The sequence below is a fragment of the Paenibacillus sp. OV219 genome (assembly GCF_900110075.1).
GTDB lineage: Bacteria > Bacillota > Bacilli > Paenibacillales > Paenibacillaceae > Paenibacillus_Z.
The window spans coordinates 462,397-485,771 of the sequence record NZ_FOCJ01000002.1; the positions used below are offsets into that span (position 1 = coordinate 462,397).

The following is a 23,375-nucleotide window of genomic DNA, read 5'->3' on the forward strand; positions in this document are numbered from 1 at the left end:
GTATGTACGACCACGGATATGGTGGCTCAGACTGCCACAATGGGTTGCTACAGGCATAATCCTATTCACGCTGACCAAATATTCGTGCAAGCTGATCAAGACACCGTGTCAGGTGCTTGAGAGGCTACTACGGCGGAGCACCGTGAGATCGGGACGACGATGGATGGTCGGCTTCAACAATTAAAAAGTCGGTTCTTGTTGAAGGAAGTAGAGAAATCTTGTTGGTCGTGAAACATTTTCATGAGTAGTCGCCCGCTCACGACTTCTTATAACAAAGCGCCGCCCGTCAGATGAAGGGCGGCGCTGTTTATTTTACAGGAGGTTAATTTCTTTTGCTTTATTCAGATCAGGAAGTTTCACAAGCTCTGCAATAACGTCTTTGGAAGCACCTTTGTCAACAGTCAGCACCATAATAGCAGAGCCGCCTACCAGCTCACGACCTACTTGCATCGTTGCAATGTTGACGTTGTTGTTGCCAAGCAGTGTACCGACGTTACCGATGATACCCGGCTTATCGTTGTGCGAGATCAGAATGAGATTGCCTTCTGGCGCAACATCGACTGGGAAACGGTCGATCTGAACGATGCGTGGGCCATAACCAGTGAGCATCGTGCCTGTTACTTGGCGAGTTGCTGTCTTGGAACGGAGTACGACAGTGAGCGAGTTCGTGAAGTCACGCGCTACGTGCGACTTTTGAACAACGATATTGACGTGACGTTCTTTTGCCAGATGCATCGAGTTCACGACATTGACTTGATCCTTGCCAAGGTGGTGAGAGAGCACACCGCGTACGACATAACGCGTAAGCGGCTGCGTGTCGACTTCGGATAGATCGCCTGCGTAGCTAACTGTAATTTCTTCGACTGCGCCTTCGATCAATTGGGAGACGAAGCTTCCGAGCTTCTCGCCAAGACCGAAGTAAGGCTGCAGCTTGTTCAGCACGTCAGCCGGGATAGGCGGCATGTTCACTGCATTCATGAACGGCTGCTCGCGCAAAATGTTAAGTACTTGCTCGGATACGTCAATCGCAACGTTCTCTTGCGCTTCAACTGTCGATGCGCCAAGATGCGGAGTTACGATGATCTTCGGATGCTTCAGGAACGGATGGTCCGCTGCCGGAGGTTCAACCTCGAATACGTCGAACGCTGCGCCTGCAACGATGCCTTGATCCACTGCTTCCACAAGCGCGAGCTCATCAATGATGCCGCCGCGTGCGCAGTTTACGATGCGCATACCCTTCTTCATCACTTCGAATTGCGGGCGGGAGATCATGTGGCGCGTTTCCGGCGTAAGCGGCGTATGAACCGTCATGAAATCTGCGTTACGAACGACTTCATCAACGCTGGATAGGCGAATGCCCATTTTCTCAGCGCGCTCTTCCGTTAAGAATGGGTCATAGCCCCAAATAATCATACCGAACGCTTTCGCACGTTTTGCGACTTCGCTGCCGATGCGGCCCATGCCGAGAACACCGAGGATTTTGCCGCGAAGCTCAACGCCTACGAACGACTTGCGGTCCCACTCGCCGCCTACAGTCTTGTGGTAGGCTTGCGGAATGTGGCGGGCTACCGACATCATCATCGCGAACGTATGCTCACAAGTTGTAATCGTATTGCCGTCTGGTGCGTTAATAACGATAATTCCGCGCTGAGTAGCTGCTTCCAAGTCGATATTGTCTACGCCGACGCCTGCACGTCCGATAACTTTGAGCGCTTTGCCGGCTTCCATAATACGGGCTGTAACCCGTGTTTGGCTGCGCACGAGAAGTGCGTCATATTCACCGATAATTGCAACTAGCTCATCTTCACTTAATCCAGGCTTTTTGTCGACAATGACATCATCTGCATCCATAAGCTTCTGAATGCCTAGATCGCTGATTGGATCTGATACCAATACTTTAAACATGTTGGATTTGCCTCCTAAAGCGTTTGTATGATGGATGTATAGTGGAAGTGAAAGACCCTCGTCCTGAAAGCTATTGCACATCGCAGCAGCTTAGGTGAGGGTCAATTCACACGATCACACGTCAAGCTAATGTTGTACCGGATTAATGTTGAAGCCAAGGCTGCATAATTGTTTACTATTTTATAGCAAGAAGAACTATAAAAGCAATGACTAAAACTTGCTCAATTGTGAAAATTTCGTTATGATCGACGCAACTAATTAGGGAGGGGAAATGAACATGGAGCAGTGGAGCAATATTAAACCAGAGACTTTCATGGAGCTGGTCAAGAGCGGGAAGCTGACCGATGATCAGATCATCGATGTGCGGGAGCTGGAAGAGTGGAACTATTATCACCTCGATCCAAGCACGCTTATGCCGTTATCCTCCTTCGAGGAAAGCTCAGAGCGGATTAGCACGGAGAAGCCAGTCTACATTATTTGTGCGCATGGCGTACGCAGTGCTGCCGTTTGCCGTTACTTAAGTGAAAGAGGATACGGCAACCTCACCAATGTTGTTGGCGGAATGGCTGCAGTATCCTCTCTGGATGGCTTTCAGTACGACTAAGGCTTTATTAAAGTGGTTATTTCTCTGGGAAGAAGAATGGCAGCTGCGGGACCAATTGCTTGGCATACAGTTCCGCTTTGCTTTCAGCAAAATCTCCTTGACGAACAGCGTCCGTACGAATAAGCAGGTCGACGACAGATGCTACTGTTCGCTTATTCATAGTAGCAGCTTGGCCCGAGCCGATGAATTGATCGACGCGTGCGGTGAGATCTTGTGGATAGTATGGTGCAAGCAGCTTACGCGAGTTCAACTCATCGGCCATTAATTTATTCTTGATCGTCAGCTGAAGTGCACTCCAGCCTTTGAGGCTGATTGAGGAAGTAGCGCTAAAGCTGCTCGGGATGTTCGGGTCTACCGAAGCGCCCCACTTCTGCATCGCGGAATAATAATTCTGCTGACCGCTTAATGCGAATTTGACGCCGTCTATATAATATGGATCTTTCTTGAGTGTTTTAAGTAACGCGCCTGCTTCCATATCTTTGGAAGAGCTGGCAGCACGCTGCGCATTCTCGCTGAACATCTTGAGGCTCTTGAGCAGATCAAGCTGCGCCGATTGAAGCAGTGATGCGCTATTCGGAACACTCGCTTGTTCGGCTTCTTTATATCTCTGATCCGCAATGCTTGCGAGCTCCTTCAGAGCAGAGCTGATATCGCTGATTTGCGAGGTGGATAGCTTATGCATCGTATCGAACCATTCAGATTGAAATTCACGATATGGCAAAAATACAGTATGATAGAAAGATACGAGGTCTTGCTGCTGATAGCTTCCGATCTTGGTGCTTTTGCTGGATAAGCTCTTTGCGCTCTCAACGAACTTTGCTTCCGTCTTGTCTGATCCAACCTGTACGCCATAAAAGAAGGCGCCAACTGCGACAATGAGCATGAATAGGAACCCGAGGCTAAAGAACATTTCGGTACGTGTTAGTCGTTTCTCCATTATGAATCCCCTTTGTCCTATTAATAAATATATATGTATAATGAGGTTGATAGACTTCCCACGAATCTAGCACGATCGACATGAATCGGATGTCCTAAACAAGTATAGGATAAAAGATTTGAAAAGGAAATATCAACAATATCAACCTTCCATGCCAGGAGCTGAACATGAAGAAATTCGACATTCGAAATATAAAGCTGAAAACAATAAGCATAGACCAACTGGATGATCGAATGCTGCTTATAAATTTATACGCCACACAGGCAATTACTTTAGTTATCGGTTTTATCTGGCTATTATTTCAGCATCGAAATCCATTCTTTTTATTCTCCGAGGCGAGCCACTTGGACTACCTGTACTGGGGAGTCGGATTAGCCGCTGCAGTAATCGTAGTGGATCTGCTTGTAGCGAGGTTTGTTCCAGAAGAAGCAAACGATGACGGAGGTGTGAATGAGCGAATATTCGGCAATCGGCCAGTATGGCATATCGCTGTCATATCACTCGCTGTCGCGATTTGTGAAGAAACGCTGTTCCGCGGAGCTGTGCAGTATCATATCGGTCCCTATTGGACGAGCATCATCTTCGCAACAATCCATGTCCGCTATCTTCGCCATTGGATTCCTACTGGCCTTGTGTTCGCGATTAGCTACGCGCTTGGCTGGATCTATATTAAGACCGGTACCTTATGGGCGCCAATAACAGCGCACTTCTTGATTGATTTGATAATGGGCCTGGTTATACGTTTTCGGAGGGCATAAATGAGCAGAGTAGAGAAATTTGGCAGACGAAATGCTGTTCCAGAACAAGCAAGAAGCAAGAATAAGAAGGCAACGAAACAACGTGCAGTTAATGAACAAGAGAACAAGGAGCTTTCTTCACGCAGGGAGGCTCATCCGTCAAATAAACAGCAAATGACGAAGTGGTTCTTCCGTTTCGTAATTGGTCTGTTTGTGCTGTTAATGATTGGACTGCTTTTGTGGGGCCGACAATACTCTTAGTGACTTTGCGGTTCTCTCTACTAATTGAAAGGAGAGCTAACGATTGTGATATTTCTGCTTGCAGCCGCAACGGTTGTTATAGTTGGATTACTTTTCTATGTCTTATTCGTCATTCTATCCTATAAGTATCGCTTGGATGAGCAGAGCACTGAGCTGGAGCGGCTTCCGGCGTCGTTCGATGGCACGAACCTCCTATTCATCTCGGATATTCACCGTCGCATAATCCCTGAGAAAATGATTGAGAAGTGTATTGCAGCCGGAGGCGCAGATTTGGTGCTGATCGGCGGCGATCTTAGGGAACGGAATGTACCGCTCGAACGCACCCGCAGCAATATTCAGAAGCTGGCACGTATCGCGCCGATCTATCTCGTCTATGGCAATCATGACTTTGATGAAGATATGAGAGCGTTGGAAGTAATGCTGTCAGAGGAACGCGTCCGAGTGCTCGTGAACGAATCGGTCGTGCTGGAGCAGCGTGACGGGAGGCGAATTCGACTTGTCGGTGTTGATGATCCGCGCACAAGGCGGGATCGGCTGTCGCATGCGCTTAGGGAGCCGGAGGATGGCGGCGAGTTGTGCACCATTGTGCTTGCTCATGCGCCGATTCTGGCAACGAGGCTGCCTGAAGATGCAGCCGTAGATCTTATCCTGGCAGGTCATACACATGGTGGGCAAATTGCACTTCCGTTCATCGGGCCTGTCCTGCGTAGGAAGAGCGACTCGCCGTATGTGCGGGGCTGGTTTGAGCTTGCGAGCAAGCAAACAACCGGGCCAAAGCTGACCCGGTTGTTCGTAAGCTGCGGATTCGGCACCTCTGGCTTGCCGATCCGGTTTATGACCCCGCCAGAGCTGCATCGCATTACTTTGCGGTCTGTGCGGCAGGGGGAGAATTAAGCGCAAGATCGATCGTATCCGGATCGATGAACCCATAACCTTTCTCTTCGAGCTTCGTTAGCAGCGTATCCAGTGCTTCTGTTGTCCAAGGCAGCTCATGCATAAGAATGTTGACGCCTGGATGAAGCTGCTCGAGCACGTTCGCAATGACTTTGTCCGGTTTATCCTTCGTACTTGCGTCCCAGTCGAGCGAGCCATCTGACCAAGTCATATAGAGCATTCCTTGGCCGCGAACGACGCTCTTAACGAAGTCATTGCCATTGCCGAACGGCGGACGGAAGAAGACTGGCTCCTTACCGGTGACCTCTTTCACAATTTGCTGTACATCTCCGATTTGCTTCTTCACCGAAGCTTCCGTTTCTTTCTTTAAGTCGATATGATCCCAGGAATGGTTGCCGATCGTCTGCCCACGATCGGCTATTTTTTTGAGCAGCTCAGGATGTGCCTTTACTCGGTAGCCGTTCACGAAGAATATGGCCTTTGCTTTATGCTTATCTAGTGTATCCAGCAAGGCAGTGACCGTCTTGTCAGCCTTTGGCCCATCATCAAAAGTAAGCAGGACGACTTTGTTTGAAGTCGTTGTCTTATCGATCGGTACGAAGCTGTATACTTTGTTCATTTGGTACAGCTTCTTCGGTGCTTCCGCTACCGGTTGTTTGTCGGGTTGGTTCATATCGGTAGGCGCTGTATTCGTAGTCCCTTCGTTATTTGAAGTCGAAGTTCCCGTTTGACCATTACTACCTTGATTCGTCGTCCCTTGACTGGTATTATTGCCGGTCTGGCTGTTGTCCACAGGCTTCTGATTCGTTTCTGAAGTCGTATTCGTATTCGTTGATTCGGAACCAGCCGATGCTTCATTCGTTTGGCTGTTCACAGCTGTCTTCGTGTTGCTGCCCGCGGATCCGCAGCCAGTCAAGGCTAGAAACATCGCGATTGTAACGATACTGATCTGGTATGCACTTCGTTTCGGCATATAAGTAAACCTCCTGTTGCCCATGGCTGCATTCGCTTCCAAAACAATGCCCTCATTGTATCATATTTCGAATTTGTCACGAACTTTACTACTTCCTTTATTTGTACTGGGATGAACGTTCCTGCCTAGGGCAATCTATACGCGAGCCTTACAGCAGCATAGCATAAGGAGGTTTGACGAGTGAGATTGACCGGATTTGTTATTGGAGGTCTTGCTGGTATGGCGGCCGCGGCTTATGTAGCGAGAAAGCGTCCCGGTATGTTCGCTTGGGCGAGCAGCGCTGCAGGTCAAGCATTTAATGGAGTGACGCGCGGAATGACACGTAAGGCAATGGGTGCTATGATGAGCCGGCAATTTACACACGAGGCGTCGCATGCAGTCCCAAAGCATACAGGCGGCTCCGCAGGAAGCGGTTCTGGTAAAGATTCATGGAGCCAGATTGAGATGCTGTTAAATAGTGATCCAGGAGTTAAGCAGCAGGTCGATGAAATTAAAGCGGAAGCAGCGAAACCTCATTAAAAAAAATCAAAATAAAGTGCTGAAAAGAGAATCGTTTTGCCCTTCAATTGCGTATAAACAATTGACGAGGCAGCGATTCTTTTTTTTGTATTGGCGAGTAGTATTCCACCCACAGACATGCTAACATAGTTACATAGCACAATTTAATCACTCAAACAGCTGCTGCTTCATACGCTGTGTATAACAGATACACGTTCACGTTCAGTGTGCTTTCGCAGACAGTTTTTGCTCCGAGAACGAAGCAGATGCTTTTCGAAGAGGAGGATCCTATCATGAAAATCGAACGGCTCAATCAAGACAAAATACGTATATTCCTGACGTTCGACGACTTGCTGGAGCGGGGGATCCAGAAGGAAGACATGTGGCGCGAAATTCCGAAGGTGCACGAGCTATTCAGTGAAATGATGGATCAAGCCTACAGTGAGCTCGGTTTTGACGCTAACGGTCCACTTGCTGTTGAAGTGTTCGCACTGCCTGCTCAAGGAATGGTCGTTATCGTGACACGTGGCAAAGTGAACGGGAAGAACGAGGATCACACCCAGGAAGATGAGAACGATGAAGACGTATACGAGATGGAAGTAACGCTTGAACAAAGCGACATCGTTCTTTACGCGTTTCGGGACATCGAGGATGTCATCTCCGTAAGTAAGCAGCTGAAGGCTGCGGATCTGATCGAAGATGGACGTCTATACGCCTACAACGGTAAATATATGCTTGCCTTCGAACCTGTTGGATTTGAGCTGCCGCGCTATCATGCGATAATCGCGCTGCTAGCCGAGTACGGAGAGGCGACTTCTATCACGACCGCTGTTCTTGAAGAATACGGTAAAGTGATCGTGCCAGCCAAAGCCGTTCTCGAAATTTGCACTCATTTCTAATGCAGTCCAATGTAATGAAAGCATCAGAATGCGGTTTTTCCGTAGTTCTGATGCTTTTGTTTGTTATGCGCTTCTTTCTGCACTCTTGTTTCACCGCATAGCCTGACCTTTTGCCGCTCATATTACAAAGGAAAAGGTGGTGAACATTCCTGTGAATGGAATGGAGAACAGCAATGTATTGACCTCGACGCAAACGGTCATTGAAGACGCGCTTCGAAAACTTGGGTATGGCGATGATATGATTGCGCTATTGAAAGAGCCGATGCGCTTGATGACGGTTCGGATACCGGTACGCATGGATGATGGCAAGACGCGTGTGTTCGTCGGCTTCAGGGCGCAGCATAACGATGCAGTAGGACCGACCAAAGGCGGCGTCCGGTTCCATCCGGATGTCGATGAGATAGAAGTGAAGGCGCTATCGATTTGGATGAGCATTAAGTGCGGCATTGCCGATCTGCCATATGGCGGAGGCAAAGGCGGCATTATTTGTGATCCGCGCAAAATGTCATTCCGGGAGCTTGAGCGGCTTAGTCGCGGCTACGTCAGAGCGATCAGTCAGATCGTAGGGCCGACGAAGGACATCCCGGCGCCGGATGTGATGACGAACTCGCAAATTATGGCGTGGATGATGGATGAGTACAGCCGGATCCGCGAATTCGATTCGCCTGGTTTTATAACCGGCAAGCCGCTCGTGCTTGGCGGATCACTGGGGCGCGAAAGCGCAACGGCAAGAGGCGTCGCCATTATGATCGACGAGGCGATGGCGAAGAAAGACATTCCGCTCGTCGGATCGCGGATTGTCATTCAAGGCTTCGGCAATGCCGGCAGCTACTTGGCGAAATTCATGCATGACGCAGGTGCCAAGGTAATAGGTATTTCCGATGTGAACGGCGCGTTGTATAATGAGCAAGGACTCGATATTGAAGATTTGATGGATCGCCGCGATTCGTTCGGGACCATTACGAATCTATTCAAGAATACGATCTCGAATGATGAGCTGCTGACACTGGATTGCGACGTGCTCGTTCCTGCTGCGATCGAGAACCAAATAACGGCAGACAACGCAGACCGAATTCGTGCTAAAATTATAGTCGAGGCCGCGAACGGCCCAACGACGCTCGAAGCGACACGCACCGTAACAGAGCGGGGCATCCTGCTTGTGCCGGATGTGCTTGCAAGTGCAGGTGGTGTTATTGTATCGTACTTCGAGTGGGTACAGAACAATCAAGGCTACTATTGGTCTGAAGCTGAAGTGGATTCCAAGCTGCGCGACATGATGATCCGTGGCTTTAATAGTGTTTATGATCTGCATATGCTGAAGAAAGTGGATATGCGGCTTGCCGCCTATATGGTAGGTGTGCGCAAAATGGCGGAAGCAGTTCGGCTGCGGGGCTGGGTATAACACAGCCTGACGCGCAGCCGCTTGTTGCTACATGAGCAGGATGCTACTCGCGCGAGAAGTTTTTACGTCGGAAGGTGATTCGTTTTTATGCTGCTCTTCTCAATCTTAACGGCTGCGGTTGCGCCAGGCATTTCGCTGCTTACGTATTTCTACTTGAAGGACCGGTACGATGCGGAACCTATTCATATGGTTATTCGCGTATTTCTGCTAGGCGTACTCATCGTACTGCCGATCATGGTGCTTCAGAGAGGGCTCGTGCTGTGGCTTGGCGATAGTCCGTTCCTTTTCTCGTTTGGTATCTCGGCAGGCGTGGAAGAGCTGGTCAAATGGTTCGTGCTGTACCATATTATTTTTAATCATACCGAGTTTGATGAGCCTTACGATGGCATTGTATATGCCGTAGCGATCTCGCTCGGCTTCGCGACAGTTGAGAATGTACTTTATGCGGTGTTTCAGCCGGCAACAGTAGGCTCGCTAATCATTCGTGCGCTGCTGCCAGTATCAGGGCATGCTTTGTTTGGCGTGACGATGGGCTACTATTTAGGAAAAGCAAAATTCGCGGAGAAGCCAAAGATGCTGCAATTTCTGATCCTTGCTGCCGCTGTGCCTCTCTTGGAGCATGGCATCTACGACTGGATTATGGGCTCAGGCTCTACGTATTGGGCATGGTTTATCGTCCCGCTTATGATATATCTATGGATTAAAGGCGTCCGGAAGATGAACCGGGCTAACGCAGGCTCGCCGTTTCGAATGTTAGGGCACGAAGAAGAGATTAAGCTTTAGGATATCGGTCCATAATAAGGGAAAAAGCATTAAAGTCCCAGGAGGTATCCATGATTTCGGCTCGTGTCAAAGTGGCGATTCGGTGCAATTTGTGCGGAGAGAAGTTCGTTCTTCGAGGCCGCAGAGAGAAAGACAAGATTGATACCGGCTTCAAACAATGCTTATGCAATAACATCCATGATTTTGATGTGGAAGAGGTCGCATTATAGCTGATACCAGTCAGCGAACAGGATATGTTTCCAAACATGAATAAAGCTCCTTTCGGCAAACCAAACTAACACCAGGTTTTGCATACGAAAGGAGCTTTTGCCATATGTATCGTCGATTGAGCGCTATACTTTTTCCGGTGATGACGCTATTCTTCATCGGCTCGATCTATTGGGGCTATCAAGAGCATCAGGAGAAAAACTCCATTCTGATTAAAGCTGAGAACCAGTACCAGCGGGCATTTCATGATCTGTCCTACCATGTTGATCAGCTGCATCGGCAGCTTGGCAATACGCTGGCTGTGAACAGCACGTCTCAAGCGTTCCACCGGAAAGGGCTTGTGAATGTATGGAGGCTTACGAGCGAGGCGCAGAACGAGATTAACCAACTGCCGCTTACGCTGCTGCCGTTCAGCAAGACAGAGGAATTTTTGTCGAAAATCGCCAATTTCTCTTATAAAACGTCGGTTCGGGATTTGAGTAAGAGCCCGCTGTCTCCTGCTGAGTTTAAGACGCTGAAGACGCTGTACCAAGACTCGGATGACATCTCCAAATCGCTTTACGGCGTGCAGGATAAAGTTATTGCGAACAATTTGCGCTGGATGGACGTTGAAATTGCGCTAGCCACCGAGAAATCGACGCTGGACAATACGATAATCGATGGGTTCAAAACTGTGGATAAGAAGGTTAGCGAATATCCGGAAATCAACTGGGGTCCTTCGGTTGCTAGTATGTATGAGAAACGTACGGTGAAGATGCTTGCAGGCAAGAAGAGTACTCCGGAGGATATCAAGCGGCTTGCAGCAAAGTTTTTGAAGCTGGATGATCCGAAGGGCATTCGCGTAGTTGAGAACGGCAAAGGTACAGAATACGAGTCATACTCGGCTACATACAAAGAGAATGGCGCTGACAATCCGATTGAGCTCGATTACACCCAGCGCGGCGCACAGCTAATCTGGTACGAGAATCCGCGCAATGTGAGTAAAGCGATTGTTTCGGTCGAGACGGCGAAGCAGAAGGCTGCTGATTTTCTCGCAAGACACGGTTATCCGAAGATGAAAGCTATCACGTATGATAAGGATGACTCGACGGCTGTTTTCACCTGTGTGACGAATCAGAATGGCGTGCTGATCTATCCAGAGAAGCTGACGGTTAAGATCGCGCTCGACAACGGCGAAGCTGTTGGCTTGCAGGCTGCGGATTATGTCTACGAGCATCACAAACGCAACTTGCCGAAGCCGAAGGTGATGAGCGCAGAAGCTCGCGCCGTGCTAAATCCTGACTTCAAGGTGAAGAAGGAGCAAATGTCGCTAATTGATAACGACTTGGGTGAAGAAGTGCTTTGCTATGAGTTTGTTGGCAATATTAATGGTGTGTTGTACAAGATTTACGTGAATGCAGTAACTGGTGTCGAGGAGTCTATCGAGCAAATGCCGGAATAATGAAAAGAGGAGAAAAGGCGCGCACCTGCATGGGGGCGCGTCCTTTCTTTATTTTCAGGCTCTTCCCCCAAATTTCGACAGCCTATGATATAATCGAACTATTGGAGGGGGGAAGCTTAGATGCTGCCAAAGATAAATCAGTTTCTATTCTTGCACGTTGCTTCTTCCGATGAAGAGGAAGCGGCTATTGAGTATAAGTCCAGAATTGCTGATATTGACGGGGAAGAGTTGCTAATTGAAGTGCCACTCCTAGAGAAGACGGGGCGCTTGAAACGATTGTTTCTTGGGGATGAGATTTCTGCTTACTTCGTCTCGGAAGAAGGCGTAAAGAACTATTTCAACAGTCATGTCCTAGGCTTTTTGGAGGATGGCGTTAAGCTGATCCGAATCCGCAAACCGGAGCTGGATGCCATTACGAAGGTGCAGCGCCGTAACTTCTTGCGTGTTGCAGCTGATTTGGAAATCGCTATCAAGATGGCGAGTCAAATCCGTATTCTTGGGATGACTGACGATGTCGGCGGAGGCGGGATTTCGTTCCTAATAGATGGGAAGTGGCCGATTAAGCAAGGCATGGATCTCGATTGCTGGCTGCTTGTACCTTACCGGAACGGCTCGATTGATCACTCACAGTTCAAAGCGGAAGTGGTCCGTGTTAAGCCGCTCGAGAACGGGAAGAATCAAATCATGGCGAAGTTCTCGACTATCAATGACAGCGAGAGACAGCGCATTATTCGTTATTGCTTTGAACGCCAACTGGATTTCCGCAAGAGATAGTACATATAAGTGCATGAACTTCGTGCATAACGTTTGCCACGTGTGGAAAAGCTAGCCTTAATCTCGAGTAGTGCTTCGAATACGAGGAGGCTAGTTCCATGGATGACCGATCTCAGAAGCATTATGAGGCCGCCTTCGATAACATGACGAAAGTACTAATAATGATCATTATTGTGCTGCTTGCCGCAATCCTCTTAAGCCAGCTCGCACTGCAAATTCCAGCGGTTCGATTATGGGTAACGGGCGTTGATCGGCTGGAAGGAACCCCCTTCTAGCAAGCATCTCGTTCTTTGCACTTGGGTTTGTGCTGTGGTATAATTTTTACTATCGCAGGCAGAGCCTGCTTTTTTAATGGCGATTCGCGCAAGGTTACAGTCAAGGAGGCAACAGAAGTTGGGCATGGATGGGGGAAACATGAGCAGCCGCATTAATGTGGCGATCGACGGTCCAGCAGGTGCAGGCAAGAGCACCGTCGCCCGTAAAGTCGCGCAGCAGTTAGGATATGTCTACATAGATACAGGCGCGATGTACCGGGCAGTCGCTTACGCAGCGAACCGGGCCGGCATTCCGGCTAGTGACGCGGCAAGGCTGTCAGAGCTCATGACAACAGTTGAGATTGCACTCGAGCCAGGGCCAGACGGACAGCTTGTCCGCTTGAACGGCGAGGATATTACGACAGCGATCAGATCGCGTGAAGTTACCTTGCAGGTATCTGAGATCGCATCTCATGAAGCAGTTCGCATGAAACTCGTTGAGATGCAGCGGCAGCTTGCAGCAATGAAAGGCATTGTCATGGATGGACGGGATATTGGTTCACATGTGCTCCCGAATTCGGAAGTGAAGGTGTTTCTTATCGCAAGCGTTCAAGTTAGAGCGCTTCGCCGATTCCAGGAGCTCAGCGGGAGCGAGGTTGTGCCGCTTGAACAACTGGAGAAAGAAATCGCCGAACGTGATCGGAGCGATGAGAGCAGACAGATATCTCCGCTAACTTGTGCGAAGGATGCTGTAGTTGTTGACAGTACAGAGCTGTCGATTGACCAAGTTGTCACAGTTATTCTAGACTTATGCCGAACCAAAACGGTGGAGGCGAAGTAAACTATGATATACAACATCTGCCGTGGCCTGCTTCGCATCATCTACGCCGTTTGTTTCAGATTTGAAGCGACGGGGATGGAGAACATACCTGCCGATGGGCCAGTCGTTCTTTGTTCCAATCATATTAGCCTGTTTGATCCGCCGACAGTTGGCACGAAGCTGAGACGCAAGGTCCATTATATGGCCAAGGCAGAGCTCTTCGAGGTTCCGCTCTTAGGCAAGCTCATCAGGACGCTTGGCGCATTTCCGGTGAAACGGGGCGGTGTCAGCAAGGATGCAATCCGAACGGCGATAACGCTGCTGAAGGAAGGCAATGTGATGGGGATCTTCCCCGAAGGAACAAGAAGTGCGGGTGACAACAGTGCAGGCAAGAAAGGGGCCGCGATGATCGCGCTCCGAAGCGGTGCTGTCGTAATCCCGGTAGCCATTATCGGTCGCTATTGTTTATTCCGTAAGATGCGCATTAAGTATGGCAAGCCTATTGATATGACGGCCTTTATTCAAGATTCATCATCTGATGTGCTTGAGCGAGTAACCGACACTATTATGGCGAGAATTCGCTCGATGGTGAAGGAAGGGTAATTGCAAAGAGCGAAGCGCATCCGACCACTAGGGTCGGAAGGCGAAGCTGGTTTATTAGCGTTTTAGACGGTGCTCCTGCGAGGTGTGTTTCAATCTGAGGCTGCACGTTTAAATAAAGTTGGGGTATGAACTGAGGAGGTAATTTCAAATGTCAGAAGAAACAAAAGTGCAAGAATCCGCAAGTCAGGAAAGCCAAGAAGCTATGGACAATTTCGTGTCCTTGAAAAAAGGGGACACCGTTAATGGTACGATCGTCAAAATCGAAGATAACCAAGTGTTCGTTAGCCTTGGATATAAATATGACGGCGTTATTCCCCTCCGTGAGCTTTCCTCCGTACAGCTTGACAACGCAGCAAATGCTGTTCAAGTTGGTCAAGAAGTACAACTGAAAGTTGTAAGCATTGACGACGAGAAAGAAAAGCTCGTTCTTTCCAAAAAAGTAATCGACGGCGAGCGCGCTTGGGATTCATTGCAAAGCCGCTTCGATTCCGGTGAAGTATTCGAAGTAACTGTCGCTGACGTAGTTAAAGGCGGCCTTGTTGCCGATGTTGGCGTACGCGGATTCATTCCAGCTTCCATGGTGGAGCGTCATTTCGTAGAAGATTTCAGCGATTACAAAGGACGTACGCTTCGCGTGAAAGTAAAAGAAATTGATAAAGAAAACAACAAAGTAATCCTTTCTGCGAAAGAAGTTCTTGATGCAGATTTTGAACAAAATAAACAAAGCATCATCAGCGGCCTGCAAATTGGCCAAGAGCTTGATGGTACGGTACAACGTTTGACTCCGTTCGGCGCATTCGTTGATATCGGCGGCATCGACGGCCTCGTTCACGTTTCCGAGCTGTCCTGGCAGCATGTTGCACATCCGAAGGATGTTGTAGCAGAAGGCCAATCCGTGCGCGTGAAAGTACTTAAAGTTGATCCGGCTAACGGTAAGATCAGCCTGAGCATCAAAGCAGCGCAACCAGGTCCTTGGGAGCAATCCGGCGGCCAATTCAATATCGGCGATATCGTAACTGGTACAGTTCGCCGTATTGTGAGCTTCGGCGTATTCGTCGAAATCGCGCCTGGCGTTGAAGGCTTGGTACACATTTCACAGCTTGCACACCGTCATGTAGCAACTCCGAACGAAGTTGTTCAAGAAGGTCAAGAAGTGAAAGCGAAGATCCTTGATTTCAACCCTGCTGAGAAGCGTGTATCCCTCAGCATTAAAGAAACTGAGGAAGCGCCTGAGCAAGCTCCTCGCGAAGAAAGACCGCGCGGCGAACGCGGCGAGCGCGCACCTCGCCAGCCTAAAGTCGAACTGAACAACCCGAACGTTTCGCTTAGCAACGAGAGCATGAGCTTCACGCTTGCTGAACGTTTCGGCGATAAATTGAGCAAATTGAAATAATTGGCTTTAGTTACTTTAAAGAGCTGCCCCTTAGCGGGGCGGCTCTTTTTTATTTTATAGTTGTCGCTGCCTGATAGCCCCTGCACTGGATTAGGTTCACCATTTGCAGCGCATAATAGGGCAATGAGGTGAAACCAATCGTGAATGATGGATTTATTGCGTTCTGGCTTCTTTCGATGGCGGCTATTTTGTACATGACTGGCTGGAAGGAGCATGTAGCTGATGGGGTTCCGCACCGGGCTATCGTGTACTTTATCTTATTCGCTCTGCTGCTGCACTACGTTCAGCTGTCGATTGGCGAAGCTGCTGGCATTACAGGCAGCGCATTGCTTGCTGTGACATTAGCTGCTGCACTCTTGATTGCAATGCGAAATATCGGCGCGATGCTCTTTGTCTTGTTCTCCGCACTGTTGACCGGATTTATGTGGATGTGGATGCGCTACATCTATGGCATCGATCCTGTGTTTATCGTCGTACATCCCGTTTGGGATGGTCCGCTTCTTGCTGGCTTGTTCGCAGGGCTTCTCGCAGATCGGTTTAAAACCCAATTCATCATTACTGTACTTGCCGCAGTGCTCTCTGAAGGCAATCAACTGCTGAGCCCAATTGCGCTCTCAAAACCACTTATTATTGGTACTGCAACATGGTGGGATGGACTTGTCATTGCTCTATGCGCTGCGAGATTGACAGGTAATGTGAAGCACTGGCTGAAAGAGAAGACGCTACGAATGTTGGATGGCCGAGGTGAAAGGGGAGGGAGCGCATAACGGATGTTTGATTTCAAACACATTTGGACCGAATTGTTAGCAGGCCATCCGCATCATGTATTGTTTGGTATTTTGCTTGGGGTTGCTTTTGGCATAACTGCACGACTCTCGATGCTGCGATCGGACTACCGGCAATACCCGACGTATCCACATGGACGCATTATACATATAGCGCTTGGTGTAATCGCAGCGGCGCTTGGCGCAGTAGCTGTTCCGGCGATGTATAAGAAGGATTTCACGGCGATTACGTTCTTGACGCTGGCAGCGCAGCAGTTCCGCGATGTCCGCAATATGGAGCGGGAGACATTGACGAAGATCGACAGCATGGAGCTCGTATCTCGCGGGTCTACCTATATCGAAGGAATTGCGATGGTATTCGAAGGGCGTAACTATCTCGTTATTCTATCTGCGCTCTTGACCAGCTTAGCTTCGTTGTCGCTTGGGCTGCCTTTTGGCGTTATTATGGGGATCCTCTCTCTGCTGCTCGTCAATCGGTTGAAATCAGGCAAGTCTGTCTCGCATATAGCGAAAGCGGAGGTCGCGCCTGTCGTTGTTAACGGACCGGATCTGCTCGTCGGCGATATCTACATGATGAACGTCGGACTTAAAGCAAATCAGCAGCTGATTGCGGAGCGAGGCCTCGGTATTATTCTGAAGCCGTATAATCCGAATGGGAAGGCGACGCTGAGCAATCTCGGCCAGCGGCAAGCGATTCTATTCGATCTGTGTACGATACTTGGCGTTCATCGGGACGACGGTGAGCCTGCACTCGTACCGCTCGCGAAGCTTGATATGCGAGACGGTCGTCTTGCGATCTTCCTGCTGCCCCATGAGCTGGATCCGGAGAAAGCAAGGGCGGTCGTAGAGAAAGTGCCAATTCTGGAATCGGCGGTGCGAATGCCAACAGAGGCGAGCGTGAATAAGCAGGAAGGAGAACGGCAGCATGGGTAAAATTGTAGCGATTATTACGACGGAGCATGAGAAGGTGGCCGGCGGCGCTCCAATCTTTGTTGAGCCTGACGAAGAGAAGCGTGAGGCAACCGCGTTCCTGCTCGAGAAAATATTGGATGCGGCCGTACATGATTTAAAGAACGGGTGCTTTATTCTGGTCAGTCATCACTAATCATGAAATGTTAGCCATTCCCGCTGTTTTTTGCTATGATGGTAGGCGTGAGTATTTGAGGTACCCAATCTTTACTAAACAAATTGGTTGCTGTTGCCACATAAGTCTCATCATCATAGTCGGCAAGAGAATTTGAGGAGTGAAACTATGTCTAAACCCATTATTGCCATTGTTGGGCGGCCAAACGTGGGGAAGTCTACGATATTTAATCGTGTAATCGGCGATCGCCTCGCGATCGTTGAAGATAAACCTGGCGTTACCCGTGATCGTCTATACGGTTCCGGCGAATGGAACGGCCGTGTGTTCAGTATTGTCGATACCGGAGGTATCGAAATCGACGGCGAAGACGAAATTATGAAGTCCGTCCGAATGCAGGCGGAGCTTGCCATCGAAGAAGCGGATGTTATTATTTTTATGGTTGATGCGAAAGCTGGGCTGACGCATGCGGACGATGAAGTGGCACAGATGCTGCTTCGTTCGCGCAAACCGATCGTAGTAGCGGTGAACAAGGTCGATAACTTGAACCGCCGCGACGATATTTATGAGTTTTATAACCTCGGCTTCGGTGATCCGGTTGCGATCTCTGGCGCACACGGCATCGGCATCGGCGATCTGCTTGACGCGGCAGTCGAGAAGCTGCCGGAGGAAGTGGAAGACGAGTACGATGACGATGTCATCCGTGTTGCTCTAATCGGGCGGCCGAATGTCGGCAAGTCCTCGCTTGTCAATGCGCTGCTCGGCGAAGAGCGCGTCATTGTCAGCAACGTAGCGGGCACTACGCGTGATGCGATCGATACGCCATTCGAGCGTGATGGCCAGAAATATGTGCTCATTGATACAGCTGGTATGCGTAAGCGCGGTAAAGTGTACGAATCGACGGAGAAGTATAGCGTCATGCGTGCCTTGAAGGCGATCGAGCGTGCGGATGTCGCTCTCGTGCTCATAAGCGGTGAGGAAGGCATCATCGAACAGGACAAGCATATTGCCGGCTACGCACATGAAGCGGGTAAAGCGGCGATCTTCGTCGTGAACAAATGGGATGTCGTCGAGAAGGATGACAAGACGATGCAAAATTTCGAGAAGACAATTCGCGATCACTTCTTGTTCATGACGTACGCACCGGTTGTATTCCTCTCGGCGAAGACGAAGCAACGCTTGCATAAGCTGCTGCCTGTTGTACAGCACGTGTCGGAGCAGCATGCGCTGCGTATTCCTACGCATGTCTTGAACGATGTGGTATCGGATGCGATTGCTATTAATCCGCCTCCATCGGACAAAGGCAGACGTTTGCGTATTAATTACGCGACACAAGTGGCTGTGAAGCCGCCAACGATTGTGCTGTTTGCGAATGATCCGGATATGATGCATTTCTCGTATGAGCGTTACCTCGAGAATAAGATTCGTGCAGCCTTCCAGTTTGAAGGTACACCTGTCCGCATCTTCACAAGAAAGAAATCAGACGAAGATTAATTTTGCAGCGGCCGTTTCTGGTGTCCCGTTCACGGGGCACCAGTTTGCTGCATTTATGAAGAAAGAGGCGATTATTCGTGTTTACTGTCCTTGCGATTCTCATTAGTTATTTAGTTGGTTCGCTATCATTCAGCATATTAATTGCAAAATGGGTAAAAGGAATCGACATTCGCCAGCATGGCAGTGGCAACGCAGGGGCGACGAACACGCTGCGAGTACTGGGCAAAGGCCCAGGTATCGCAGTATTCGTGCTTGATATTGCAAAAGGTGTCGTTGCGGTTCTGCTCGGCATCTACATGGCTGGCGGCGATTGGGGACCGGTGCTGTGCGCGCTTGCGGCGATTTTCGGGCATAATTGGCCGGTATGGTTCGGCTTCAAGGGGGGGAAAGGCATTGCGACTACTGTAGGCGCGATGGCTACACTTGCTTTCATCCCGACGCTTATAGCCGGTATCGTTGCGATTATTATTATCGCGATTACACGTTTCGTCTCGCTAGGCTCGCTTATTTTTGCCCTGCTCATACCCATTTTCATATGGAATGTCAGCGATAAGCCGATGTCCTATGTGTGGGCAGGTTTAATTGTTTGTATTCTCGCATTCATTCGACACCGTTCGAATATTGTCAAGCTGCTGCAGGGTAAAGAGAACAAGCTTGGTGCTAGAAAAGGGTAGGAGGCCTCTATGTCGACGAAACGTAAAGTAGCTGTACTCGTTGCGGGCAGCTGGGGAACGGCACTTGCCACAGTTCTGGCAGACAATCAGTATGACGTTGCGCTGTGGACACGAGGTGAGGCGCAAGCCGATGAAATCAATACACGCCATACGAATAGCCGTTATTTGAATGATGCCATCCTACCAGAAAACATTACGGCTACGACGGATATGAGTTATGCCGTTACGGGAGCAGAGCTTGTCCTCTTCGCAGCGCCGTCCGCAGCGATGCGCGATGTAGCAAGGCTGGCGCAGCCATTCTTGGAGCCTGACGCGATTTGCGTCCATGCGACGAAAGGCTTTGAATCCGTTACATACAAACGGATGACGACTGTGCTTGCGGAAGAACTACAAATCCCCATTGAGCGGCTTGTCGTTCTGTCTGGCCCGAGCCATGCAGAGGAAGTCGTCAGACGGCTGCCGACAACGGTTGTTGTCGCATCTGCCAGCATAGAAGCCGCGGAGAAAGCGCAAGATGCGTTCATTACGCGCCACTTCCGCGTCTACACGAACAAGGATGTCATTGGCGTTGAGGTTGCCGGTGCCATTAAGAACATCATTGCGCTTGGCGCTGGGCTGACGGATGGGCTTGGCTTCGGCGACAATGCGAAGGCTGCGCTGCTGACGCGAGGATTGGCGGAAATTAGCCGCCTCGGCACGGCAATGGGCGCAAGCCCGCTGACTTTCGCCGGGCTCGCCGGAGTCGGCGACCTTGTCGTCACGTGTACGAGCAAGCATAGCCGCAATTGGCGCGCAGGCTCCATGCTGGCGGAAGGGCTCTCGCTTGACGAGGTGCTGAGCAAGATGGGCATGGTCGTCGAGGGCGTGCACACGACAAGTGCAGCGCGCGAGCTCGCGCATCATTACGGCGTCGAGATGCCGATTACGGAGCAGCTGTTCGCCGTGCTCTTCCAGAACAAGACGCCACGCAGCGCTGTCGAGTCGCTTATGGGCCGTGGCCGCACACACGAGACAGAAGACATGGCAGGCGTATAGCCTACACCATTGCAATCCCTCCCTCATATGATGCTAGGAGCACCTCACGGCAGGTGGCTAGCGATTGCAAGTTTTTACCTAACGCTGTAAAAACTTGAAGGAGGGACTTGAGTTGAGCGGTAAGAAGGATCTTTCCAAAGATGTTCTGAGCGCTGTCAACAAGAAGACTGGCAAGCCGGTATCAGAGAGCGCAGTGAAGAAGCTTGCCAGCGGCGTGACTGAAGATACAATGCAAAGCGAAGAAGAGCTTAAGAAGCTGATTATGAGCGTATCTGCGATGGCGAAAGTGCCTGTGACGGACAAAACGATTAACGATATCGTTGGAGCCGTGAAGAAAAGCGGCATGAATATGAGTAACCTCGAAACGCTGATGAAGATTATGCTGCTTAAGAAGTAATGGTAGTGACTTTCGTATGAAGCGACCGGCCTTAGGCAGCTGCCAGGTCCGCTTACTGCGGAAGTCCTTTTTTCTATACAAAAGCCTTCTGCGCAGACGCCCGTAATTTACAGCAAAAGTAGCTGATCAAACCCTACAAGTGTTATAATAATATGAATAATTGGCGCACAAGGTGGTCGTAAGCATTATGGATCCAATGATGAAGATGTGGGTGTCCTTTGTAGGCATCGGTTTAATGGCAATTGCAGCGGTTATGATTTCGCTGGCAAGGCTGAAGACGAAAGGCGTATTGCGGGGGATTCTCTCGTTGACTGCTTTTCTGCTTCTTGTAATTGGCGGGTTACTCGGTCTATTCTCCATCGCCTAATTTGCAGCTTAGATCATACTAGTTATGGAGTGGAAGGGACGAGTTATACATGCTGGAATTGAAAGGCCGGACGAAACTTGCAACGGTTGAAGCGGAGTTTGGGATGTCATTGCTTGATCTTGCTATCAAGCATAATGTTGATTTTGCATTTTCGTGCACGAGGGGCACTTGTGCCAGATGCCGCTGCTTAATTGAAGCTGGCGCGGAATTTCTGGAGGAAGTGACGGATGAAGAGTGGGACCGTCTTGAGCCTCATGAGCTGGAGGAAGGCTACCGGCTGAGCTGTCAGGCTATCATTAAGCCTGGTGCTGGCACGATCGTAGCTGTGAACCGGCCTTATTTCTGAGGAGGGACGAGATACGTTATGAACGAAGCTGCGCCATTCATCCGTGCGCTTGAGAAAATTGCCGAAGCGGCCGAGGAAACAGAGGCCAAGTGGCAGATCGGCGGCAGTACAGGGCTGCTGCTGCGGGGAATGGAGCTTGAGAAACTTCCCAGAGACCTGGATCTATACGCAGATGAAGCGGATGCGGCAGTTCTCCATCAGGCGCTGCTGCCATACGCCATCGATGAACAGCAACAATCTGTGAGCCCGATCTATCGCTCGGTGCTCAGCCATTACCTGATTGAAGGAATTCAGGTCGAGCTTGTCGGCGGATTCGTCGTCACGGCAGGCGAAGACTGTTATAAGGTTGAAGTTCGAGATACGTTAGCGGCGCGCCAAGCCTTCATTCAGGCAGGTGACTATCAGCTCGGTATTGTTCCTCTGGGACATGAGCTGTGGTTCAACATGCTGAGAGGGCGCGAAGACCGTGTAGCGCTTATTGCTTCTCAGATTCGGCGCGAGCCGGATCAGCACACGGAGGCGGTGCAGTATATAGCCTCCAGAAATCAGCTATCGTCAAGAATGGTAGCGAATGTACAGCGACTCATCCAGTAAGCTGGATGTAAGAACGAATAAGGAAGCGAGGAGATTACGTTGAACGTGACGATTACGTTTCTCCCTTCCGGACGCAGTGCAACTGTACGTGCAGGGACGACAGTGCTGGAAGCCGCAAGAAGGGCAGGTGTGCCTATTCGCACGAGATGCGATGGCAAGGCCGCATGTCTCATGTGCAAAGTGACAGCTCCGAATAGCTCTGCGGGACTGTCTCCGCTGAATGACAATGAGCGTCATAAGCTTGCGGGGCTTGACCGTTCCGGAACAAGGCTCGCTTGTCAGGCTAGAGTGTTCGGCCGTACCGTTGTAGAAGTGCCGGAAGATCCGCTGCGCGCAGCAGTCCGGAAGCAGATGATGCGTCAAGCAGAAGACGATGAATTGTGGTAATTTAGGTGAGGCTAGGGGGATAAACGCACCATGAGAGGGACTCGAAGCGCGGCTGCAGCCATTGTAATGCTATGTATGGCTGTCATGCTGTCCGGTTGTTTGTATCCGAAGGATAGGCTGGGCCAGTATCAGAAGCCGCCGAAAGACGCAATAATGAATGTACAAGCCGTAATTGACCAATATCAGAAAGATACGGGCTTGCTCCCTATGCAGAATAGTGAAGCCAGCACGCCGATATATGAGAAGTTTAAAGTCGATTTCGATAAGCTGCAGCGGATGGGGTATGTGTCGACCGTGCCGGAAACCGCCTTTGAGAAGGGCGGCAGCTACTATTATTTAATCATAAACGAGGATGTCGAGCCTACTGTTAAGCTTATGAATCTCGTGGTCTATCAGCAATTAAATGACCTGCAGGCTTCTATTAAAGCATATAGCGATGCCCATAGCGGCAAGCTGCCGGCAAGCACGGAGCTGTATCCAGGCTTCTCTACGATCGACTTCAAGACACTGGATGAGAAGGAGCCGGATCTACGCAGCATGTTCTCCGGCAGTACGCTTACGCCGATGCTTGATGCCAAAGGAACGGTCTACCTCGACTACGGGCCAGACATTATGCAGGCGCTCTCCAAAGAGAGCAAACAACCAGCAGCAAGTGAGGATTTGCGTGATGTTCTCGTCGGCAACTCCGATTTTGTCCCGGTCAAATCTCCTGTTTATCACCTGGTGAATGGAGAGCCGCAAGCCGCTTCTAAGTAAGCTGTTCACGAACTCATCAGATGCTCCTGCCGATCACGGCGGGAGCATTTTTTATTAGCTCGCGGAAAAAGTTC

At 49.9% G+C, this 23,375-nt stretch carries 30 protein-coding genes; 27 read left to right on the forward strand and 3 right to left on the reverse strand.

What is annotated here, in order from left to right:
• Positions 1-312 precede the first annotated feature (312 nt).
• Entirely contained in the window at positions 313-1,905 is a 1,593-nt protein-coding gene (gene serA, locus BMY11_RS08060) for a phosphoglycerate dehydrogenase (protein ID WP_090573961.1), read from the reverse strand.
• 277 nt (positions 1,906-2,182) lie between these two features.
• Here serA and BMY11_RS08065 point away from each other — a divergent pair, with 277 nt between their 5' ends.
• Complete coding sequence (locus tag BMY11_RS08065) at positions 2,183-2,509, forward strand: rhodanese-like domain-containing protein (protein WP_090573962.1); 327 nt, start codon at positions 2,183-2,185, stop codon at positions 2,507-2,509.
• 16 nt (positions 2,510-2,525) lie between these two features.
• Here the strand turns inward: BMY11_RS08065 and BMY11_RS08070 are convergent, their stop codons facing one another.
• Positions 2,526-3,446, reverse strand: a complete 921-nt coding sequence (locus BMY11_RS08070) for a hypothetical protein (protein WP_090573963.1) — start codon at positions 3,444-3,446, stop codon at positions 2,526-2,528.
• Between the two features lie 167 nt (positions 3,447-3,613).
• Here BMY11_RS08070 and BMY11_RS08075 point away from each other — a divergent pair, with 167 nt between their 5' ends.
• The 3 genes from BMY11_RS08075 to BMY11_RS08085 are packed head-to-tail and all read left to right on the forward strand — an operon-like array spanning position 3,614 to position 5,338.
• Positions 3,614-4,204 (forward strand): CPBP family intramembrane glutamic endopeptidase, encoded by a 591-nt coding sequence (locus tag BMY11_RS08075; protein WP_090573964.1) that lies wholly within the window; start codon positions 3,614-3,616, stop codon positions 4,202-4,204.
• Positions 4,205-4,444, forward strand: a complete 240-nt coding sequence (locus tag BMY11_RS08080; protein WP_090573965.1) for a hypothetical protein — start codon at positions 4,205-4,207, stop codon at positions 4,442-4,444. It abuts the gene before it with no gap.
• Between the two features lie 45 nt (positions 4,445-4,489).
• Positions 4,490-5,338, forward strand: a complete 849-nt coding sequence (locus tag BMY11_RS08085; protein ID WP_177182556.1) for a metallophosphoesterase — start codon at positions 4,490-4,492, stop codon at positions 5,336-5,338.
• Here the strand turns inward: BMY11_RS08085 and BMY11_RS08090 are convergent.
• Positions 5,304-6,311, reverse strand: coding sequence for a polysaccharide deacetylase family protein (locus BMY11_RS08090; RefSeq protein ID WP_256217357.1), 1,008 nt, complete (start codon positions 6,309-6,311; stop codon positions 5,304-5,306). The two genes, BMY11_RS08085 and BMY11_RS08090, sit on opposite strands and share 35 nt — an antisense overlap.
• A gap of 180 nt (positions 6,312-6,491) precedes the next feature.
• Here BMY11_RS08090 and BMY11_RS08095 point away from each other — a divergent pair, with 180 nt between their 5' ends.
• The 23 genes from BMY11_RS08095 to BMY11_RS08195 all read left to right on the forward strand — a co-directional run bounded on the left by BMY11_RS08095 (position 6,492) and on the right by BMY11_RS08195 (position 23,301).
• Entirely contained in the window at positions 6,492-6,830 is a 339-nt protein-coding gene (locus tag BMY11_RS08095; protein ID WP_090573967.1) for a hypothetical protein, read from the forward strand.
• Between the two features lie 272 nt (positions 6,831-7,102).
• Positions 7,103-7,708, forward strand: a complete 606-nt coding sequence (locus BMY11_RS08100; RefSeq protein ID WP_090573968.1) for a genetic competence negative regulator — start codon at positions 7,103-7,105, stop codon at positions 7,706-7,708.
• A gap of 160 nt (positions 7,709-7,868) precedes the next feature.
• The gene (locus BMY11_RS08105; RefSeq protein WP_143069237.1) at positions 7,869-9,110 is read left to right on the forward strand and encodes a Glu/Leu/Phe/Val family dehydrogenase; all 1,242 of its coding nucleotides are present in this window, start codon (positions 7,869-7,871) and stop codon (positions 9,108-9,110) included.
• A gap of 87 nt (positions 9,111-9,197) precedes the next feature.
• Complete coding sequence (gene prsW / locus BMY11_RS08110; protein ID WP_090573970.1) at positions 9,198-9,893, forward strand: glutamic-type intramembrane protease PrsW; 696 nt, start codon at positions 9,198-9,200, stop codon at positions 9,891-9,893.
• 50 nt (positions 9,894-9,943) lie between these two features.
• Positions 9,944-10,102: a hypothetical protein gene (locus tag BMY11_RS28815; protein WP_177182557.1), complete on the forward strand. Its 159-nt coding sequence runs from the start codon at positions 9,944-9,946 to the stop codon at positions 10,100-10,102.
• Positions 10,103-10,206: 104 nt separating this feature from the next.
• Positions 10,207-11,541, forward strand: coding sequence for a germination protein YpeB (gene ypeB / locus BMY11_RS08115; protein WP_090573971.1), 1,335 nt, complete (start codon positions 10,207-10,209; stop codon positions 11,539-11,541).
• A 120-nt stretch (positions 11,542-11,661) separates the two neighbouring features.
• Complete coding sequence (locus BMY11_RS08120) at positions 11,662-12,315, forward strand: flagellar brake protein (protein ID WP_090573972.1); 654 nt, start codon at positions 11,662-11,664, stop codon at positions 12,313-12,315.
• A gap of 98 nt (positions 12,316-12,413) precedes the next feature.
• A complete protein-coding gene (locus tag BMY11_RS28820) occupies positions 12,414-12,590 on the forward strand; it encodes a hypothetical protein (RefSeq protein WP_177182558.1) in 177 nt (58 codons plus the stop codon).
• Positions 12,591-12,714: 124 nt separating this feature from the next.
• Positions 12,715-13,410, forward strand: coding sequence for a (d)CMP kinase (gene cmk, locus BMY11_RS08125; RefSeq protein WP_090574447.1), 696 nt, complete (start codon positions 12,715-12,717; stop codon positions 13,408-13,410).
• Positions 13,411-13,413: 3 nt separating this feature from the next.
• The gene (locus BMY11_RS08130) at positions 13,414-13,992 is read left to right on the forward strand and encodes a lysophospholipid acyltransferase family protein (protein ID WP_090573973.1); all 579 of its coding nucleotides are present in this window, start codon (positions 13,414-13,416) and stop codon (positions 13,990-13,992) included.
• A gap of 148 nt (positions 13,993-14,140) precedes the next feature.
• Positions 14,141-15,385 carry a 30S ribosomal protein S1 gene (gene rpsA / locus BMY11_RS08135; protein WP_090573974.1) on the forward strand — a complete coding sequence of 415 codons (1,245 nt, stop codon included), beginning with the start codon at positions 14,141-14,143 and terminating at the stop codon, positions 15,383-15,385.
• 140 nt (positions 15,386-15,525) lie between these two features.
• Positions 15,526-16,152: a YphA family membrane protein gene (locus BMY11_RS08140; RefSeq protein WP_090573975.1), complete on the forward strand. Its 627-nt coding sequence runs from the start codon at positions 15,526-15,528 to the stop codon at positions 16,150-16,152.
• Between the two features lie 3 nt (positions 16,153-16,155).
• Positions 16,156-17,103: a YIEGIA family protein gene (locus tag BMY11_RS08145; RefSeq protein WP_090573976.1), complete on the forward strand. Its 948-nt coding sequence runs from the start codon at positions 16,156-16,158 to the stop codon at positions 17,101-17,103.
• On the forward strand, positions 17,096-17,275 hold the full coding sequence (locus BMY11_RS08150; RefSeq protein WP_090573977.1) for a capping complex subunit for YIEGIA: 180 nt from the start codon (positions 17,096-17,098) through the stop codon (positions 17,273-17,275). Before BMY11_RS08145 ends, BMY11_RS08150 begins: the two co-directional genes overlap by 8 nt.
• A 147-nt stretch (positions 17,276-17,422) precedes the next feature.
• Positions 17,423-18,745, forward strand: a complete 1,323-nt coding sequence (gene der / locus BMY11_RS08155; protein ID WP_090573978.1) for a ribosome biogenesis GTPase Der — start codon at positions 17,423-17,425, stop codon at positions 18,743-18,745.
• A 77-nt stretch (positions 18,746-18,822) separates the two neighbouring features.
• On the forward strand, positions 18,823-19,419 hold the full coding sequence (gene plsY / locus BMY11_RS08160) for a glycerol-3-phosphate 1-O-acyltransferase PlsY (RefSeq protein ID WP_090573979.1): 597 nt from the start codon (positions 18,823-18,825) through the stop codon (positions 19,417-19,419).
• A gap of 9 nt (positions 19,420-19,428) precedes the next feature.
• Positions 19,429-20,454, forward strand: a complete 1,026-nt coding sequence (locus BMY11_RS08165) for an NAD(P)H-dependent glycerol-3-phosphate dehydrogenase (protein ID WP_090573980.1) — start codon at positions 19,429-19,431, stop codon at positions 20,452-20,454.
• A gap of 112 nt (positions 20,455-20,566) precedes the next feature.
• Positions 20,567-20,851: a stage VI sporulation protein F gene (locus tag BMY11_RS08170; protein ID WP_090573981.1), complete on the forward strand. Its 285-nt coding sequence runs from the start codon at positions 20,567-20,569 to the stop codon at positions 20,849-20,851.
• Positions 20,852-21,038: 187 nt separating this feature from the next.
• Positions 21,039-21,218, forward strand: a complete 180-nt coding sequence (locus BMY11_RS08175; RefSeq protein WP_090573982.1) for a DUF2768 family protein — start codon at positions 21,039-21,041, stop codon at positions 21,216-21,218.
• 49 nt (positions 21,219-21,267) lie between these two features.
• Positions 21,268-21,564, forward strand: coding sequence for a 2Fe-2S iron-sulfur cluster-binding protein (locus BMY11_RS08180; protein ID WP_090573983.1), 297 nt, complete (start codon positions 21,268-21,270; stop codon positions 21,562-21,564).
• Between the two features lie 18 nt (positions 21,565-21,582).
• Positions 21,583-22,158: a nucleotidyltransferase domain-containing protein gene (locus tag BMY11_RS08185; protein WP_090573984.1), complete on the forward strand. Its 576-nt coding sequence runs from the start codon at positions 21,583-21,585 to the stop codon at positions 22,156-22,158.
• Between the two features lie 39 nt (positions 22,159-22,197).
• Positions 22,198-22,545, forward strand: a complete 348-nt coding sequence (locus BMY11_RS08190; protein WP_090573985.1) for a 2Fe-2S iron-sulfur cluster-binding protein — start codon at positions 22,198-22,200, stop codon at positions 22,543-22,545.
• Positions 22,546-22,575: 30 nt separating this feature from the next.
• Positions 22,576-23,301 carry a hypothetical protein gene (locus BMY11_RS08195; RefSeq protein WP_090573986.1) on the forward strand — a complete coding sequence of 242 codons (726 nt, stop codon included), beginning with the start codon at positions 22,576-22,578 and terminating at the stop codon, positions 23,299-23,301.
• Positions 23,302-23,375 lie beyond the last annotated feature (74 nt).